The organism is Sinorhizobium sp. 6-70 (assembly GCF_030124375.1).
Taxonomy (GTDB): Bacteria; Pseudomonadota; Alphaproteobacteria; order Rhizobiales; family Rhizobiaceae; genus Sinorhizobium.
Map to the genome: position 1 here is coordinate 169,420 of NZ_JASKLS010000006.1, position 16,686 is coordinate 186,105.

At 61.9% G+C, this 16,686-nt stretch carries 16 protein-coding genes; 8 read left to right on the forward strand and 8 right to left on the reverse strand.

The features are described 5' to 3' along the window. Positions 1–100 precede the first annotated feature (100 nt). Complete coding sequence (locus QN222_RS14210; protein ID WP_283963959.1) at positions 101–2,434, reverse strand: EAL domain-containing protein; 2,334 nt, start codon at positions 2,432–2,434, stop codon at positions 101–103. A 268-nt stretch (positions 2,435–2,702) separates the two neighbouring features. On the opposite strand from QN222_RS14210, the gene QN222_RS14215 reads away from it, so the two are divergent. After that, positions 2,703–3,362, forward strand: a complete 660-nt coding sequence (locus QN222_RS14215) for a glutathione S-transferase family protein (RefSeq protein WP_283963958.1) — start codon at positions 2,703–2,705, stop codon at positions 3,360–3,362. 41 nt (positions 3,363–3,403) lie between these two features. On the opposite strand, the gene QN222_RS14220 is transcribed toward QN222_RS14215, so the two are convergent. After that, on the reverse strand, positions 3,404–4,327 hold the full coding sequence (locus tag QN222_RS14220) for a LysR substrate-binding domain-containing protein (protein WP_283963957.1): 924 nt from the start codon (positions 4,325–4,327) through the stop codon (positions 3,404–3,406). Between the two features lie 90 nt (positions 4,328–4,417). Between QN222_RS14220 and QN222_RS14225 the strand changes: the two genes are divergently transcribed. Both QN222_RS14225 and QN222_RS14230 read left to right on the forward strand, forming a co-directional pair. Then, positions 4,418–4,612: a hypothetical protein gene (locus tag QN222_RS14225; RefSeq protein ID WP_283963956.1), complete on the forward strand. Its 195-nt coding sequence runs from the start codon at positions 4,418–4,420 to the stop codon at positions 4,610–4,612. Between the two features lie 167 nt (positions 4,613–4,779). Next, positions 4,780–5,145, forward strand: coding sequence for an MmcQ/YjbR family DNA-binding protein (locus QN222_RS14230; RefSeq protein ID WP_283963955.1), 366 nt, complete (start codon positions 4,780–4,782; stop codon positions 5,143–5,145). A 57-nt stretch (positions 5,146–5,202) separates the two neighbouring features. Here QN222_RS14230 and QN222_RS14235 read toward each other — a convergent pair whose 3' ends face one another. Together QN222_RS14235 and QN222_RS14240 are read right to left on the reverse strand one after the other, a co-directional pair. Then, positions 5,203–5,823 (reverse strand): glutathione S-transferase family protein, encoded by a 621-nt coding sequence (locus QN222_RS14235; protein WP_283963954.1) that lies wholly within the window; start codon positions 5,821–5,823, stop codon positions 5,203–5,205. A 126-nt stretch (positions 5,824–5,949) separates the two neighbouring features. Further along, positions 5,950–6,321 (reverse strand): DUF4406 domain-containing protein, encoded by a 372-nt coding sequence (locus tag QN222_RS14240; protein ID WP_283963953.1) that lies wholly within the window; start codon positions 6,319–6,321, stop codon positions 5,950–5,952. A gap of 91 nt (positions 6,322–6,412) precedes the next feature. Here QN222_RS14240 and QN222_RS14245 point away from each other — a divergent pair, with 91 nt between their 5' ends. After that, on the forward strand, positions 6,413–7,162 hold the full coding sequence (locus QN222_RS14245) for a DeoR/GlpR family DNA-binding transcription regulator (protein WP_283963952.1): 750 nt from the start codon (positions 6,413–6,415) through the stop codon (positions 7,160–7,162). Here the strand turns inward: QN222_RS14245 and QN222_RS14250 are convergent. Further along, complete coding sequence (locus QN222_RS14250) at positions 7,159–8,166, reverse strand: asparaginase (RefSeq protein WP_283963951.1); 1,008 nt, start codon at positions 8,164–8,166, stop codon at positions 7,159–7,161. The two genes, QN222_RS14245 and QN222_RS14250, sit on opposite strands and share 4 nt — an antisense overlap. A gap of 71 nt (positions 8,167–8,237) precedes the next feature. Between QN222_RS14250 and QN222_RS14255 the strand changes: the two genes are divergently transcribed. Then, entirely contained in the window at positions 8,238–8,975 is a 738-nt protein-coding gene (locus tag QN222_RS14255; protein ID WP_283963950.1) for a DUF3750 domain-containing protein, read from the forward strand. Positions 8,976–9,262: 287 nt separating this feature from the next. Here the strand turns inward: QN222_RS14255 and QN222_RS14260 are convergent, their stop codons facing one another. The 3 genes from QN222_RS14260 to QN222_RS14270 form a co-directional block, all read right to left on the reverse strand. Continuing rightward, the gene (locus QN222_RS14260) at positions 9,263–10,270 is read right to left on the reverse strand and encodes an NAD(P)H-quinone oxidoreductase (RefSeq protein ID WP_283963949.1); all 1,008 of its coding nucleotides are present in this window, start codon (positions 10,268–10,270) and stop codon (positions 9,263–9,265) included. Positions 10,271–10,351: 81 nt separating this feature from the next. Further along, positions 10,352–12,151, reverse strand: a complete 1,800-nt coding sequence (locus QN222_RS14265) for a GGDEF domain-containing protein (protein ID WP_284005479.1) — start codon at positions 12,149–12,151, stop codon at positions 10,352–10,354. A gap of 167 nt (positions 12,152–12,318) precedes the next feature. Next, entirely contained in the window at positions 12,319–12,867 is a 549-nt protein-coding gene (locus QN222_RS14270) for an HdeD family acid-resistance protein (RefSeq protein WP_283963946.1), read from the reverse strand. Positions 12,868–13,014: 147 nt separating this feature from the next. On the opposite strand from QN222_RS14270, the gene betI reads away from it, so the two are divergent. The 3 genes from betI to betB are packed head-to-tail and all read left to right on the forward strand — an operon-like array spanning position 13,015 to position 16,611. Further along, positions 13,015–13,614 carry a transcriptional regulator BetI gene (betI, locus tag QN222_RS14275; protein ID WP_283963945.1) on the forward strand — a complete coding sequence of 200 codons (600 nt, stop codon included), beginning with the start codon at positions 13,015–13,017 and terminating at the stop codon, positions 13,612–13,614. After that, positions 13,608–15,146, forward strand: a complete 1,539-nt coding sequence (betC, locus tag QN222_RS14280; RefSeq protein WP_283963967.1) for a choline-sulfatase — start codon at positions 13,608–13,610, stop codon at positions 15,144–15,146. Before betI ends, betC begins: the two co-directional genes overlap by 7 nt. Before the next feature lies 1 nt (position 15,147). Next, complete coding sequence (gene betB, locus QN222_RS14285; protein WP_283963944.1) at positions 15,148–16,611, forward strand: betaine-aldehyde dehydrogenase; 1,464 nt, start codon at positions 15,148–15,150, stop codon at positions 16,609–16,611. Positions 16,612–16,686 lie beyond the last annotated feature (75 nt).

Genomic DNA, 16,686 nt, shown 5'->3' on the forward strand with positions numbered 1-16,686 from the left:
CCGGTGGCAGGCATTGCATCTACGGCTGGAACGAAACTTATGTCAGCAAAACTCCAATCACAATCGCGGCATCGCACTCTGCAAGCCACGGCACCGCCACTCAGATAGCGTCCGCGTGGAGGCTGGGCTGGCCAAGCAGCGCTTCGAAAGCCCGGGCGGCAAGCGGCGGGCTGAAGAAATAGCCCTGGATCTCATCGCAACCGCTTTGCCGCAGGAAATCGACCTGCGCTTCCGTTTCCACGCCTTCGGCGATGACCCGCAGACCAAGATTCTGCGCGAGCGAAATGATCGCCGAAGTGATGGCCTTGTCGTCGGCGTCCAAGGGAATGTCCTCGACGAAGGAGCGGTCGATCTTCAGCCGTTGCACGGGGAACCGTTTAAGCGCGCTGAGGCTCGAATAACCCGTCCCGAAGTCGTCGATCGCGAGGTGCACACCGATCGCCTCCAACTCATGCATCGTCGCGATCGCGCCGGGCACGTCCTGCATGATCAGGCTTTCGGTCAGTTCGAGTTCGAGATAACGCGCCTCCAGGCCGGTTTCCGCGAGCACAGCCGCCACGCGGCTCGCCCAGTTGCGTTCGAGGAACTGTCGGGCGGAAACATTAACGCTGATAATCAGCGGCGGCAGCCCAGCTTCCTGCCAGGCCTTGCACTGACGGCATGCGGTTTTCAGGACCCAATCGCCAATCGGCACGATCAGGCCGGTTTCCTCCGCCAGCGGGATGAAGGCACCGGGCGAGACCACGCCATGCACCGGGTGCTGCCAGCGCAGCAATGCCTCTGCGGCGAAGATACGGCCGCTTGCAAGATTCATCTGCGGCTGGAAATGCAGGAAAAATTCGTCGCGGGCGATCGCCTCGCGCAGTTCCTCCTGCCGCAAGAGCTTCTCGTGCGCCTTGGCCGCCATTTCTTCGGTGAAGACCTGCAGGTTGTTGCGCCCGAGCGCCTTGGCGCGGTACATGGCCGCATCGGCATTCGCAAGCAATTCGCTGACCGTCTGGCCCTGGTGGGGAAAGCAGGCGACGCCCATACTGCAAGTCACCTGCAGGCTGCGGCCGTTAAGTTGCAGCGGCGCGGCAATGGCCGCGCGGATATCCTCAAGGCGCGACAGGACGACGTCGCGCTCCGTCGGCAGGCCATTCAGGAGAAGTATGAACTCGTCGCCGCCGACCCGTACGACCATATCGGACTTGCGCACTGCCGCGCGCATGCGCTCGGAAACAGCCTTCAGCAATTCGTCGCCCGCCGTATGCCCGAGACTGTCATTGATGAGCTTGAAATTGTCGAGGTCCAGAAAGGCGAGCACGGCCCACTGATCGCGTCCGCGAATCGCCTCGAGCACGCCAGCCACTTGTTCCTCAAACAGAACGCGGTTGGGAAGGCCTGTCAGCGCATCGTGATGCGCCATGAAGCTTATCCTGTCTTCGGCTCGCTTGCGTTCGATCGCGATCCCGGCGAGATACGTCGCCATGGCGATCAGTTCCTTCTGCTGCTCGCTCGGAACCCCGGCCTCCCGCGAATAGAGCGCGAAAGTTCCGAGCACCTTGCGGTCGTGCGAGTGGATCGGCGTCGACCAGCAGGAACGGAAGCCATAGGGCCTCACAACCTCGGTGTAGCCTTCCCACAGCGGGTCGGCAAACACGTCCGCAACGATCACCTGCTCGCCACGCCAGGCTGCTGTCCCACACGAACCGGTTCTTGGACCAATCTCGACTCCGTGGATCGTGGCACAAAACACCTCGTCCAGGCTTGGAGCAGCGCCGTGCAGAAGATGCCGCCCGTCGTCGGAGAGAAGCAGGATGGAACCTTTAACGCCGGGCAGCAGCAATTCGATCAGCAAGATGAGGTCAGTGAAGAACTGATCGAGCGGCTCGCTCTTTGCGATCATCTCCAGCAGCCGCGCCTGCCCCTCGAGTAAGCGTTCGGCCGCTTTTCGATCGCTGATATCGCGCGAAACACCGACGACGCCGACGATCTGGCCGCTCTTGTTGCGCAGCGGCACCTTGGACGTCATCAGCCAGCGATCGCGCCCCTTGGTGACAATGGCCCGCTCTTCTATCCCGAAGATCGGTTCGCCGGTCTCGATCACGCGCTGTTCCACGTCGGCGATGGCCTGCGCGGCCTTCGCCGGGTGCAGGTCGAAATCCGTCTTGCCGACAAGATCCTGAAGGCTTTCGAGCCCGTTGTCCGCGACGGTCACCTCATTGGCGATGAGAAAACGGCCTTTCGTGTCCTTCGCATAGATATAATCCGGGACGTGATTGATCATCGTCTCCAGCCAATAGTGGCGGTCGGCGATGTCGGGCTCGGAAGGAAAAATGCGCGCCACCTCCTCCGCCAGACGATTGCCGGCATCGATGAGCCGGCGTGTCTCCACGTTGTCTGCGGCATTGAGGGCGGCGTAGCGGGTATTGCGGGACGTTTTCCTTGCCAAGCAAAGCCTCCGGAAGAGCAACGCCGACATATTGCGGATAATACCGGGCTCTGGTCTAGCCAACAGAGGTTATGCTTCTCTAAATGTTATCGGAAAAAACGTCTAAAGGTTGCATGTTGGTCGCGATAGCCGAAACAGGCACACCTGAACGAGCGCAGCGGCTGCGTTTCATCAAGAGATTTCATGGGCAACATCAACCAAGGGCGCTTCTGCCGGCCTCGGCAATCACCTATTGATTGCGCATCACACCGGTCGGGAGGAAGCCAGCATGCTGACAGTCTATGGGGTTTATCGTTCGCGCGCATCGCGTAACTATTGGATGGCGCGCGAACTTGGCGTTCCTTTCACATCCGTGCCGGTTATCCAGGCGCGCCGCGTCGCCGATCCGCTGGCCGCCGATGCGCCGCTCAACACCCGGTCGCCGAACTTTCTCGCGATCAATCCGATGGGTCTCATCCCGGCCATCGAGGACGACGGCCTGGTCCTGACAGAGTCACTCGCCAACAATCTCTATCTCGCCCGCAAATATGGCGGTCCCCTCGCGCCGGCCGATCTGCGCGAGGACGGACAGATGGGCAACTGGACGATGTGGGCGGCGACTGAGGTGGAGCCGAATGCGGTCAAGATCGTTCTCGCCTTTGACGACGGCATCGAGGACACGCCCGAGGGTCAAGCGCGCATTGCTGCTTGCACCCAATCACTCGCGAAAGCCTTCGCGGTTCTCGAGGCGCATCTTGAGAGCTGCGACTACGTGGTCGGCAATCGCTTCACCGTCGCCGATCTCAACCTTGCCGAGGTTTTCCGCTACACGATGAGCCAGACGGCGCTGTTCGACAGGCATCCGCGCATCAAGGCGTGGCTTGCGCGCTGCCAATCGCGGCCTTGCTTCATTGCCATGATGGAAGAGCGACTGAAGGAGCCGGACTAGGATTACCGAGCGCTACAGCGCCGCGCGTCTTATCTTTAGGCTCAATTGCCGAGATAGCTGGCAACCTTGGCGTTGAGCAGCCGCATTCCCTCTTCGACCTCATCGCGCACCCAGCGTTTGAAGGCCACGGCGGCCTTGCTCTCGCGCCGGGATCGCGAACGCACGAAATAATGGCCGAAGCCAGTCTTTGCGCGGATACCAAACGGAGCGACGAGGCTGCCTTCGGTCACGGCATAACCGGCAAGCGTCTGCCAGGCGAGCATGACCCCCTGGCCCGCAATCGTCGCATCGAGTGCGAGCGAGGCCTCGTTGAACGTGTGGCGCACTGTCATCTCGGAGCCCGACAGGCCAGCCTCCTTGAACCATGCTTCCCAAGTGAACATCGAGTGACCGTCGATCACCGCCGGCAACTTTAGAATATCTGCAGGAATGTGCAGGTCTGTAGCCATACTCGGCGAACAGACCGGGAAGATCTCCTGCTCCAGCAGCAGCTCGGCATGCACACCCGGCCAGTCACCGCTGCCGACGCGGATGCCAACATCCACGTCGGAGGTGTCCAGGTTCACGAGGGTCGTCGTCGCATCGATCCTCAACCGGATATCCGGATGCCGCTCGGCAAAACGGTTCAATCGGTAAACCAGCCACCGGGCCGCAAAGACCGGGGCCACTGAGATCGTCAGCACCGATTCATCCCGGCGGCGCGCCGATGCCACTGCGTCGGCAAGTTCGGCGAAGGCGTTTGAAAGACGCGCGAGGAACAGGCGTCCGAAATCCGTGGCGACGAGCCCGCGGGCGGTGCGCTCGAACAGCGTGCGGCCGAGTTGCGCTTCCGTCTTGGTAATCTGCTGGCTGACGGCGCCGGCCGTGACGCCGAGTTCTTCCGCCGCACTCGCCAGCGAGCCCAGGCGGCCGGCTGCTTCGACCGCACGCAGGCCGTTGAGATGGATGGCGTTCAGCTCTCTCATATAGTTTTTCTAAACCGCGGCGCCGGCAATCTCAATTGAAATCTTGCTGCAACGGGCAGATGCTCAGGAGCATCGAAAGGATGATCCGTCATGCTGAAGATGCTATCGATGTTCAACCGCGCCGCATCGGCCTCAGGCAATCGAACCGAGACCCTACTCAACTGGCAACGCGATCCGCTGCAACATCCGGACCTCGCCCGCATGGACGAACGCGAACTTGCCGATCTGCCGTTTCCCGGCTGGCCATGGCCGCGCGCCGTCGGCGAACATTGCGAATGTGCCTGACCTGGCGGTACCTTTGTTCGCGCTGCTGCATGTTTCCTTAGACCGTAGCCGACTAAGGATAAAAACATGCAGTAATTCAAAGTGCTACAGCGTCCTCTGCGCGGCTGAGAAGACGCGCGGCGCTGTCGGATGCCCGATGATGCGCGATGCACAGGCGAGGGTGAGACATGAACGATGATCTCGAACGCTCCTTCGAGCGCGTGCAGCGGCTGGCGGAGACGGCGGGACTGCCGGAAACGACCGTCGGCACGTCCTATGGGACACCGGCCCTGCTCGTCAAAGGCAAGAGCTTTGTGCGGATGAAGGACGCGCAAACGCTTGTGGTCATGTGCGCGCTCGAGGAGAAGGAGATGCTGATGGAACTCGATCCGCCGCTGTTCTTCGAGACCGACCACTACAAGGGCTGGCCCGCAATGTTGGTCCGTCTCGCGGCAATCGACGATGATACACTGACGCAAAGGTTGATCGCGGCCTGGCGCGAAAAGGCGCCGAGGCGTCTTGCAAGCCGCTTCGGCGCCACGGTGTCGAAGTGATCTAACTCTTTGAAATTACGCAATGCCGGACAGAAAACCGTTACCTACTTCCTTGCTCTAGGCCTGTACCGCGGCAAGGACCTTGGCAACGGCCGGCCGTGCGACCATGCGGTTGCGGTGGTCGAGAACTTTTGGGAAGCGCCCCGGATCGACACCATCACCCTCCAGCCAGTTGGCGATCGTGAAGAGGTAGGGATCGGCGATCGAATAGTTCTCGCCCATGACGAAGGGACCGGCAAACATCCTGCTTTCGATCAGCGCGAAGCAATCGCCCATGTTCTGCGGCACCTTGGCCTTCATTGCCTCATGTGCTGCCGGATCGTCCGCCCATCTCGGACCTCGCCGATTATGGGCATGGGCGACGTGCACCGTCGAGCAGAGATAGCTCAGGAACGACTGCAGCCGCGCAAACTCGAATGGGTCGTCGAGAGGCGCAAGCCGCTTCTCGGGAAAGCTCTGGGCGACATAGGCGAGAATAGCCGGCGTTTCGGTTAGGATCCCGCGGTCTGTCACGAGCGCAGGCACCCGCCCCTTCGGATTGATGGCGAGATATTCGGGCGTGGTCTGTTCGGCCTTCGCGAAATCGACGCGACGGGCTTCGTAGGTCGCTCCAGCCTCCTCGAGCGCGATGTGCGAGGCGAACGAACAGGTTCCTGGCGCATAAAATAGTTTCAGCATCGTGCTGCCTCCCATGACGGTATTGCGGCGCGGTACCGCAAGTTCGCCAGCAGAAATAATGAAATAGCTGCTGTTGACAAGGCCCCGAACGCCGCCGCTTCCCGCAATCTGCCACGCCTGTCCATGTCACGCGGCTACCATTCCCGCGCAGCCCGGCACGTCTTCGAGCCGATAATAGACCGGAATGCCGCGCTCGCGGGCGATACGCACATCGTTGTCCGCGCCCTTGGATTCGCCCGGCAATCGCAGGACTGCATCGCAGAGCGCAAGCAACCGCCCCGCAACGGGATGGAAGATCTCCTCATAAAGGTCGTCACCCACTCTGGCTCCGCCGGCCGCATGCCACACGGGCAAGGCGACCCATTCCCCGATCATCGGCACGTGCCCGGCCTTGAAGAGCGCATAGGACGGCTCCTCCAGACGCCTCAAGTTTTCCGCCATTTTCGCTGGGTCGTCACCCGTACCCGAGCGATAAGGACCTGCAATCAGGATCAGCATGCCTTCCTCCACGATATTACACGAATTTTCACGATATTTATGTACTTCGACCATAATTCGTGCAAGATCGTGAATAGTCAAGGAGGAATCGATGCTGACGACACAGAGACGGGCGATGATCTCGGCAAGGCTTGCGCGCGAGGGGCAAATCGTCGCCAAGGCGCTTGCGGACGAACTAGGGCTTTCGGAGGACACCATCCGCCGTGATCTCAGGGAAATGGCGACCGAGGGCCTGTTAAAGCGCGTTCATGGGGGAGCCCTGCCTCTGATGCCGCCGCTCCCGGATTTCGCCGCCCGCCAGGCGATCGACAGCGACGTCAAGCGCCGGCTCGGACGACGAGCAGCGCACCTCGTCAAGCCCGGACAAACGGTCTTTCTCGATGGTGGCACGACCAATGCCGAAATCGCTCGTGCCTTGCCGCCCGACTTGCGGGCCACCATCGTCACGCACAGCCCGACCATCGCCGTCGAATTTGAAAAACACGACGCCGAGGTGATCCTGATCGGCGGCAGGCTCTACAAACACTCCATGGTGGCAACCGGTGCGGCGGCTGTCGCCGCGATCGAACATATCCGCGTGGACACCTTCTTCCTCGGCGTCACCGCCATTCATCCGGCGCAGGGGCTTTCGACCGGAGACTACGAGGAGGCGGCGATCAAGCGGGCGATCGCCGGCCAAGCGGCGGACATCTACGTACTTGCGACGCCGGAGAAACTCGGCGCAGCCTCCCCTCACCGCATCATGAGCGTCAACGAGGTTACCGGCCTCGTCGTGCCCCCGGACATGTCGGACGAGGCCCTGTCGCCCTATCGCGGCAGCACAGCTTTGATCGTTGCCTAGGCGGAAAACGCCTCCGTCACGCGCACATCGCCCACATGGATGCCGTTCCAGTTGCGCATCGAATGGTTGGCCTGCGCCATCAGCGCCGTGCGGATCTCAGGCTCATCGGCGAAGAACCGGGCAAGCGTCGCGGTCACCATCGCCTCGGCGGCGCGGGTCGTGCCGTCCTCGCATTTAAGCGCAATGGCGATTCCCTTCTCGGGGATCGCCGCGCAGAAGACGCCTTCGGCGCCGGTCTTGGCGAAGATGCGGCCCGGCGCGGTCTTCATCATCCGCGTGCAGGCCCGCTTGGTGCCCGCGACGTAGAAGGGCTCGGCCATGCAGGCCTCGATCAGCCGCTTGGAGGCGCGCGCCCGCTCGGCCGCAAGCCCTGTCCCGGTTGCCATTTTGGCGAAGCCATGGGCAAGCCCCTTCAAGGGCACGGCATAGGTCGGGATCGAGCAGCCGTCGACCCCGCAATTGTCGTGCGCAAGGATGGCGCCCGTCAGGCTTTCCATGACGCCGCGGATTTCCTGCTGGATTGGATGGTCGTAGCCGACATAGCCGCGAACCTCCGTGCCCGAATGACAGCAGGCGCAGACGAAGCCCGCATGCTTGCCGGAACAATTGTTGTGCAAGGCGCTCGGCGCCTCGATCGAACGCGCCTGGCCGATCAAAGTCTTCTGGTCGGAGGACCAGTGCGCACCGCATTCGAGCGCTTCGACATCACGGCCAGCCGCCGCCAGCATTTCGGCCGCAAGCGCAACATGCTCTGGTTCGCCGGAATGCGAGGCACAGGCGAGCGCCAGCGCCTTGGCGCCGAACCCGTAGGCATCCGCCGCCCCGCTTTCAACCAGTGGCAGCGCCTGCATGGCCTTGCAGGCCGAACGCGGGAAAATGGCAGCATCCGTATCGCCCAATGAAAACACGGCGTTGCCGTCGCCGTCGACAGCGATGACCGTGCCGCGATGGCGGCTTTCGACAAGATTTCCGCGGGTTACTTCGACCAGGACGGGATTAGACATGCTTGCCCTCAAATTTCCTCTTTCGCCTCTGCATTTATCAGGAATCCGACCGCTGGGAACCGGGGTGTGCGATGAAATTCATCCGCAGGCTGTTTGTCGCCTTTATGCTCATCTACCTGCTTCCGGCGCTTGCCTCGGCCGGCTGGTGGTACATGAAGGAGAGGCCGCAGAGCTGGCGGGACGCGGACTGGTCGTCCGCCGCCCTTCTCCCCAAAGCGGCCGAAAGTCCCGAGGCGGCAGTCTATATCCTCTCGGCAACGACCGGCGGCATGAAGGGGGCTGTCGCCAGCCACGCGTGGATCGTCACCAAGGACGGAGGAGCGCTGGCCTACACCCGATATGAAAAGGTCGGCTGGGGTAAACCCATCCGCAAGAACGCCTACCAGGCCGATGGTCGCTGGTATTCGAACGAACCGCGCATCGTCGTGATGATCAAGGGAGAGGAGGCGCAGCGCCTGATCCCGAGGGTCGAGAGAGCGATTGCCGATTACCCCTATTCCTCGCCCGGCGCTTACCGGCTCTGGCCGGGACCGAATTCGAACACCTTCGTCGCGCACGTGCTTCGCTCGGTGCCCGAGCTTGACGCCGTGCTGCCGCCGAACGCCGTCGGCCGCGACTACCTGCCTGAGGGTAGGCTTTTCCAGATCGACGCCGATGGCCGCGACCTGCACGCAACGCTCTACGGACTGGCCGGAATCTCGGCCGGCTGGCGAAGCGGCCTGGAACTGCATTTCATGGGATTGGTGGCCGGGTTCGACATTTCACGGCCCGGCATCAAGATACCCGCGCTCGGCCGTTTCGGGATCTGATTCCGGGTTCCAGCGCCTCGTGAGGACATACCGCAAAAAGGAAAAGGGCCGCGTCAGCGACCCTTCCATGAGCATTTGGCCTGTGACGGCCCGGGCTTTTCCAGCCCAAGGAAGGTTAGGTATCAAGCCGAGGGCTGCCTCGACTCCTTCACCTCTCCCATGCCTGTCACGAGGACCGAAATCTCACTAGACATTGGATCACCTTCCTTTCTGTTCGTTGACGTTGCATCAAACGTAGGTCATTCCCGCCCGAATGCAATACCGACCATCGTCGAAGGCACGCACTCTTAGGACCCGCCCACCGTCATCACGATCTTGCCGATGTGATCGCCTTCTTCCATCAGACGATGGCCATCGGCGACCCTTTCTAAGGGTAGAACCTGATGGATGACCGGCGCCACAGCGCCTCGCTCCAGCAATGGCCAGACCTTTGCCGCGAGCCCGTCGCGGATCGCCTGTTTTTCCGCAGAAGTGCGTGGCCGAAGCGCGGACCCCATCACATGCAGACGTTTCGTCAGGATCGGCCCGATATTGGCGCTTTCCACGCGCGCCCCGCCCAGGAAGGCGATGATCGACAGACGGCCGTCCTTGGCGAGCGAGCCGATATTGCGGTCGAAGTAACGCCCGCCGACCATGTCGAGGATGACATCCACCCCTCGCCCGCCGGTCTCTTCAAGCGCAATCGCCTTGAAGTCTTCCTCGCGATAGTTGATCGCCCGTTTCGCCCCGAGCGCCTCGCAGGCCTTGCACTTCTCCGCGCTGCCGGCGGTCGCCAGAACCTCGGCGCCAAAGGCTCTGGCGAGCTGGATCGCAGTGGTGCCGATACCGCTCGATCCGCCATGAACCAGGATCGTTTCACCCGCTTTGAGCCGGGCCATATCGAAGACATTGGCCCAGACCGTGAAGAAAGTTTCCGGCAGGGCCGCCGCCCTTGTCGCGTCATAGCCCTTTGGCCAGGCGAGCGCCTGCGTTGCCGGCACCGCGCAATATTCCGCATAGCCGCCGCCATTGGCGAGCGCGCAGACCTTGTCCCCGATCGAGAAGCCGGTCGCGCCCTCGCCCACGGCCACGACCTCGCCGGCCACTTCAAGGCCGAGGATCGGGCTCGCGCCGGGCGGCGGCGGATAGTCGCCCTTGCGTTGCAGCACGTCCGGGCGGTTGATGCCCGCGGCCTCGACACGGACCAAGATATCGTCGGGTTTGACCTCAGGTAGCGGCCCGCGTGCCAAAACCATGTTCTCGGGCCCACCCGGGCCCGGCAGGTCCACATAGGTCATTTCGGTCGGAAGGGTCATGGCGGCATCCTCGCAAGCGTCGTTGCGACTATACCTATCGCTTGCTCACGGTTCCAGAAAGTCGGTTCCTGACTGGGACGGTCAGTCGCTTTGGAGCAGCTCGAGCACGAGACCGCTTTCGCTCGCCTTGGCGCGCGCCTTGATTTCGGCAATCCTCGTGCTGACCGTCTGGCTGTCCGAAAGAATGAAACCCTGCGGCAGCACGAGCACGGCGATCGAACAACGCATCAGCGGGAAGTTCTTGCTGGCGCCGTCGCGGCCGTATCCGCTGATCCGCCCTTCCGCCTGGTGCTCATCGGAATAGAGCTGCCGGACGTCCGAGCGGAAATCGTCGACAAGACGCATGAGAACGGCACGGATTTCCTCATCCGTCCAGCCGCTGACGCCGACGAAGAAGTCGTCGCCGCCGACATGTCCCAGAAACTTCTCCTCGCCGATGAAGTGGCGTCTGAGCAGGGCGGCAAACAGCGTGATCGCCAAATCGCCCTTCTGGAAGCCATAGGTGTCGTTGAACGGCTTGAAGTCGTCGAAGTCGCAATAGCAGAAGTAGCGCGTCTCATCGCCGTCGAGGATCGCATCCTGCACATAGTCTCGGATCGCGCGATTGCCCGGCAGACCCGTCAGCGGGTTCTGCTCCTGCGCGGTCTTCAACTGTTTCTCGTTGATGATCTTCAGCAGCGACGAAGCGGAAAGAATGCCGGCGTAGCGCATGTTTTCCGTCAGGATCACACAGTCGCTGCCGTCCATGCCGGCGAAGATTTTCAGCATCTCGTCGGCGGGCGTATCGAGATCGGCAATCGGCGCCGGGCTGACGAAATGCGAGATACGGCGCTGATAGATGCGGTTCTTCAGAAGATCACGGCCGAAAGGATGATAGATCATTTCCTTGACGTGATACTCGTGCAGGATGCCGCGCGGCTCGCCGTTGGCGTTCAACACGGGAAAGAAAGCCTGGCGCGGATTGAGCCGGAACAGATCGAAGACGGATTCGAGTTCATCGCTTTCCCGGACCGCCGGAAGCTGTTCGATCTGTTTCCTGATCAGGATGCTATCGAGCGTCGCGGAGGAGCGCCGTGCCGCCCCGCTCGATTCAAGATGAGGGTAAGCCGGCTGCAGTTCGCCGAGATGCGTGGTGGGGCGGGCAATGAAATAGCCCTGAACCAGGTCGCATCCGAGATCGCGGCAGGCAAGGAACTCGGCTTCCGTCTCGACACCCTCCGCGATCACCCGCGTTCCGAGCACATGAGCCATGTTGACCGTATGGCGGACGAGATGGCGCTTGCGCGGGTCCCGTTCGATGCCGCCAATGAAATGCCGATCGATCTTGACGTAGTCGACCGGTTGGTCGCACAGCAATTTCAAGCCGTTGAAGCCCGCGCCGAAATCGTCGATCGCAAGCTTGAAACCAGCCAGCCGCAATTGCCGGACCAGCGCCGAGAAATCCGGCATCTTGCCACTGTCGAAGCGCTCCGAAAGCTCGAAGCAGAGCGAAGACGGGGCAATGTTGGCGCGCTTCAAGTGATTGACGAGGCGCTCGACGATATCGCCCTCGCCACCGACCAGACGCGAATCGAAATTCAGGAAAAGCGTGCGTGTCGCAAAATCCGGAACCGTCGCGAAGGCGGCAACGGCGCGACTGTTGATAAGATGTTCGAGTGCCAGAAGCTGGCCCACCTCCTCCGCCTTGTCCAGCAATTCGAGCGGCGAGGCAAAGCCCAGACGCTGGAACCCGCGCATAAGCGATTCATAACCGAACACGGCGCCGGTCGTCGCCTCGACGATCGGCTGAAAGGCGTTCTCGATGACAAGCTTGGCAAGCGTGACAATCTGGTCGTCGCCGAAGCGGCGAAGCGAGAGGATTTCGGCGGGGGCGACGGACATGCCGGGCTCCAGGGAACATACACAGACAAAGGCGGCGCCAGCATCAGGCGCAAGCGTCAACGAAACCTTTCGCGAATGTGAAAGTTTGATGAAGCTTGCGTCACAAGAACGGCCAATTCGGTCGCGCCCTCGCCTCAAACTTGCAGCGCATTGAACGTGATGGGATCCTAGCCCTTGGCGAGAACGCCGAAAGCGATCAGCGCAAGTCCCTGCATAACGAGGTCGATCGCCAGGAACAGCCCCAGAATCCACAGGCTGTTGACCGGCCATCCGGCAGCAATGATGAGGCCGGCAACCAAGGTGACGAGCCCACCGATGACGATCCAGCCCCAGCCCGCCAGCGGCCGGAGCTTGAAGCCGACCCAGATGCGGAAGCAGCCGGCCACGATCAGCGCCAACGCCATCAGGAAAGTCAGGACTGAGGAAGCAAGAAGCGGGTTGATGAAGGCAAAGAGGCCGGCCGCCGCATAACAGGCGCCGCTCAGCGCCCAATAAACGACGCTTTCCCAGGTCTTGACCTGAAACGCGTGGCCAAGGTTGAGCAGCCCACCGATGAGCATGATCAGGCCGACGTAATAGACCGAAGCGACCGTCGCTGCGAACAGATTGCCGAAAGCGATACCGCCGCACATGATCAGGACCACGCCGAGGGCGACGAACCATCCCCATTTTCCGGCAACGGCCTCTCTGCCGGCGGGATCGAACGTGTGGGCCATTTCAACCTCCAGTCTTAGCGGCGAGCATGAGCGCCGCCTCGCGATTGAGCCGGATTTCTCAGCAAAAAGAAAGAGAAAAAGCGACAAAGTTTTTATTGATTGATGAGTCAATCAAAAATAAACTGCAGGCATTCGAGGAGGTTTCGGATGCCGAAAATCGGGATGGAGCCTGTGCGGCGAAAGGCACTGGTGGACGCGGCGCTGCGCGTGATCGGCGACCAGGGCACGCTCTCGGTCACCATGTCGGACATTGCCAGAACCGCCGGCGTCTCGCCGGCGCTCGCGCACCACTATTTCGGCAGCAAGGAGCAATTGTTGATCGCAACGATCCGCAGCCTTTTGGCACAGCTGCGCGACGATGCTGTCGCTGCGCTGCAGGCGGCGGCAACGCCGCGCGAAAAGCTGAGTGCGCTGATCCGCGTGAGCTTCAGGGCCGAGCAGTTCGCGCCCGAGACCATCGCCGCCTGGCTCGCCTTCTATTCCGAGGCGCAGCGCTCGGAGGACGTTCGCCGTCTCCTCGTGATCTACGCGCGGCGTCTGCGCTCCAATCTTCTGGCGAGCCTCAAGTCGCTTTGTGCTGTCGATGACGCGGAACGCATCGCCGAGGGCGCGGCTGCGATGATCGACGGACTCTATATCCGCCAAAGTCTGCGCTCGGCTCCGATCAGCATCGAAGCTTCGATTGCGCTGACGGAGGACTACGTAACCACCCATCTCGACCAGCTCTACGAAGGACGGGCATCGTGACCGCCAGACCCAATATTCTGATCATCATGGTGGATCAGCTGAACGGAAAACTCTTTCCGGACGGCCCCGCCGACTTTCTGCATGCGCCGAACCTCAAGGCGCTGGCCAAACGCTCGGCCCGCTTCCGCAACAATTACACATCATCTCCGTTGTGTGCTCCCGCCCGCGCGTCCTTCATGGCCGGCCAATTGCCGAGCCGCACCCGCGTCTACGATAATGCCGCCGAATACCAGTCGTCGATCCCGACCTATGCCCACCATCTGCGTCGGGCCGGCTACTACACCGCGCTTTCCGGCAAGATGCATTTCGTCGGGCCGGATCAGTTGCATGGCTTCGAAGAGCGGCTGACGACGGACATCTATCCAGCCGATTTCGGCTGGACGCCGGACTACCGCAAGCCCGGCGAGCGCATCGACTGGTGGTACCACAATCTCGGCTCGGTCACTTGCGCCGGCGTAGCAGAGATCACCAACCAGATGGAATATGACGACGAGGTGGCGTTCCTGGCGAACCAGAAGCTCTACCAGCTCTCACGCGAGAACGACGACGAAGGCCGCCGCCCCTGGTGCCTCACGGTTTCCTTCACCCACCCGCACGATCCCTATGTCGCACGACGCAAGTTCTGGGATCTCTACGAGAACTGCGAGCATCTGCTGCCGGAGGTCGGCGCACTCTCCTCCGATCGGCAGGACCCGCATTTGCGGCGCATCATGCTCTCCTGCGACTACGAAAACTTCGAGATTGCCGAGGAGAACATCCGCCGCTCGCGCCGAGCCTATTTCGCCAACATCTCCTATCTCGACGAGAAGGTCGGCGAACTGATTGACACGCTCACGCGGACGCGGATGCTCGACGACACGCTCATCCTGTTCTGCTCCGACCATGGCGACATGCTCGGGGAGCGCGGCCTGTGGTTCAAGATGAACTTCTTCGAAGGCTCGGCGCGCGTGCCGCTGATGATTGCCGGACCGGGCGTCACACCCGGCCTGCATCTGGCGCCGACCTCGAACCTCGACGTGACGCCGACCCTTGCCGATCTCGCCGGCATTTCCATGGACGAGGTGAAGCCCTGGACCGACGGCATCAGCCTGCTGCCGATGGTGAACGGTGCGGAGCGCACCGAACCCGTGCTGATGGAATATGCAGCCGAGGCTTCGTATGCGCCGCTCGTCGCGATCCGCGAAGGCAAGTGGAAATATATTCACTGCACGCTTGATCCGGATCAGCTCTATGACCTCGATGCCGATCCGCTGGAACTCACCAATCTAGCGGAAAACCCGCGCGGGCCTGTCGATCAGGCGACGCTCAGGGCCTTCCGCGACATGCGTGCCGCCCATTGGGACATGGAGGCCTTCGACGCCGCCGTGCGCGAAAGCCAGGCGCGGCGCTGGGTGGTCTACGAGGCGCTCCGCAACGGCGCCTATTACCCTTGGGACCACCAGCCGCTGCAGAAGGCATCCGAACGCTACATGCGCAACCACATGAACCTCGACAACCTCGAAGAATCCAAACGTTATCCGCGGGGAGAATGACATGAAGGCCCAACCGCAAGCCTCGCACTTCATCGATGGTGAATATGTCGAGGACACCGCCGGCACGGTGATCGAGAGCGTCTATCCGGCGACGGGCGAGGTGATCGCGCGTCTCCATGCAGCGACGCCTGCGATCGTCGAAAAGGCGATCGCAGCCGCAAAACGGGCGCAGCCGGAATGGGCGGCGATGAGCCCGACGGCACGTGGCCGCATCCTGAAGCGCGCCGCCGAGATCATGCGCGAGCGCAACCGCGAGCTTTCCGAACTCGAGACGCTCGATACCGGCAAGCCGATCCAGGAAACGATCGTCGCCGACCCAACCTCCGGGGCCGACAGCTTCGAGTTCTTCGGCGGCGTCATCGCCACTGCACTCAACGGCGACTATATCCCGCTTGGCGGCGACTTCGCCTATACCAAGCGGGTGCCGCTCGGCGTCTGCGTCGGCATCGGCGCCTGGAACTATCCGCAGCAGATCGCCTGCTGGAAGGGCGCGCCGGCGCTTGCCGCCGGCAATGCCATGGTCTTCAAGCCTTCGGAGAACACACCCCTCGGCGCGCTGAAGATCGCCGAAATCCTGATCGAAGCCGGGCTGCCCAAGGGGCTCTACAACGTCATCCAGGGCGACCGGTCGACCGGCCCCCTCCTCGTCAATCACCCTGACGTCGCCAAGGTGTCGCTCACCGGCTCTGTGCCGACGGGCAAAAAAGTGGCGGGGGCGGCCGCATCCGAACTCAAGCACGTGACAATGGAACTCGGCGGCAAGTCGCCGTTGATCGTGTTCGACGATGCCGATCTCGAAAGCGCCATCGGTGGCGCCATGCTCGGCAATTTCTATTCGACCGGCCAGGTCTGCTCGAATGGCACGCGTGTCTTCGTGCAAAGGAAAGTCAAGGAGGCGTTCCTGGCGCGGCTCAAGGCGCGGACCGAAGCGATCGTGATCGGCGACCCGATGGACGCGGCGACGCAGCTTGGGCCGATGGTTTCAAAGGCGCAGCGCGACAAGGTCTTCTCCTATATCGAGAAGGGCAAGGCGGAGGGTGCGCGGCTCGTCACCGGCGGCGGCATTCCGAATACCGTCAATGCCGACGGAACCTATATCCAGCCGACCGTCTTTGCCGACGTCACCGACGATATGACGATCGCGCGCGAGGAGATCTTCGGGCCGGTCATGTGCGTGCTCGACTTCGACGACGAGGCGGAGGTCGTCGCCCGCTCGAACGCCACCGTATTCGGCCTTTCTGCCGGCGTCTTCACCGCCGACATCACCCGCGCCCATCGGGTGGTCGACCAGCTCGAGGCCGGCACACTTTGGATCAATACCTACAACCTCTGCCCCGTCGAGATCCCCTTCGGCGGTTCGAAGCAATCGGGCTTCGGGCGTGAGAATTCGGTCGCGGCGCTTAATCACTATACCGAACTCAAGACTGTTTATGTCGGCATGGGGCCGGTGCAGGCGCCGTACTGAAAGTTTGACCTGCCCCTCACCCTAGCCCTCTCCCATGCACGGAAGAGGGAGCGGAAACGTCGCAGCACGGTCCCT

What these genes read in the sequence shown, in the direction of transcription:
- QN222_RS14230 (WP_283963955.1), top strand. Translation starts at nt 4,780, where the DNA reads ATGAACGATGATCTCGAACGCTCCTTCGAGCGCGTGCAGCGGCTGGCG.
- betB (WP_283963944.1), top strand. Translation starts at nt 15,148, where the DNA reads ATGAAGGCCCAACCGCAAGCCTCGCACTTCATCGATGGTGAATATGTC.
- QN222_RS14235 (WP_283963954.1), bottom strand. Translation starts at nt 5,823, where the DNA reads ATGCTGAAACTATTTTATGCGCCAGGAACCTGTTCGTTCGCCTCGCAC.
- QN222_RS14225 (WP_283963956.1), top strand. Translation starts at nt 4,418, where the DNA reads ATGCTGAAGATGCTATCGATGTTCAACCGCGCCGCATCGGCCTCAGGC.
- QN222_RS14255 (WP_283963950.1), top strand. Translation starts at nt 8,238, where the DNA reads ATGAAATTCATCCGCAGGCTGTTTGTCGCCTTTATGCTCATCTACCTG.
- QN222_RS14250 (WP_283963951.1), bottom strand. Translation starts at nt 8,166, where the DNA reads ATGTCTAATCCCGTCCTGGTCGAAGTAACCCGCGGAAATCTTGTCGAA.
- QN222_RS14260 (WP_283963949.1), bottom strand. Translation starts at nt 10,270, where the DNA reads ATGACCCTTCCGACCGAAATGACCTATGTGGACCTGCCGGGCCCGGGT.
- QN222_RS14245 (WP_283963952.1), top strand. Translation starts at nt 6,413, where the DNA reads ATGCTGACGACACAGAGACGGGCGATGATCTCGGCAAGGCTTGCGCGC.
- QN222_RS14265 (WP_284005479.1), bottom strand. Translation starts at nt 12,151, where the DNA reads ATGTCCGTCGCCCCCGCCGAAATCCTCTCGCTTCGCCGCTTCGGCGAC.
- betI (WP_283963945.1), top strand. Translation starts at nt 13,015, where the DNA reads ATGCCGAAAATCGGGATGGAGCCTGTGCGGCGAAAGGCACTGGTGGAC.
- QN222_RS14270 (WP_283963946.1), bottom strand. Translation starts at nt 12,867, where the DNA reads ATGGCCCACACGTTCGATCCCGCCGGCAGAGAGGCCGTTGCCGGAAAA.
- QN222_RS14215 (WP_283963958.1), top strand. Translation starts at nt 2,703, where the DNA reads ATGCTGACAGTCTATGGGGTTTATCGTTCGCGCGCATCGCGTAACTAT.
- QN222_RS14220 (WP_283963957.1), bottom strand. Translation starts at nt 4,327, where the DNA reads ATGAGAGAGCTGAACGCCATCCATCTCAACGGCCTGCGTGCGGTCGAA.
- QN222_RS14240 (WP_283963953.1), bottom strand. Translation starts at nt 6,321, where the DNA reads ATGCTGATCCTGATTGCAGGTCCTTATCGCTCGGGTACGGGTGACGAC.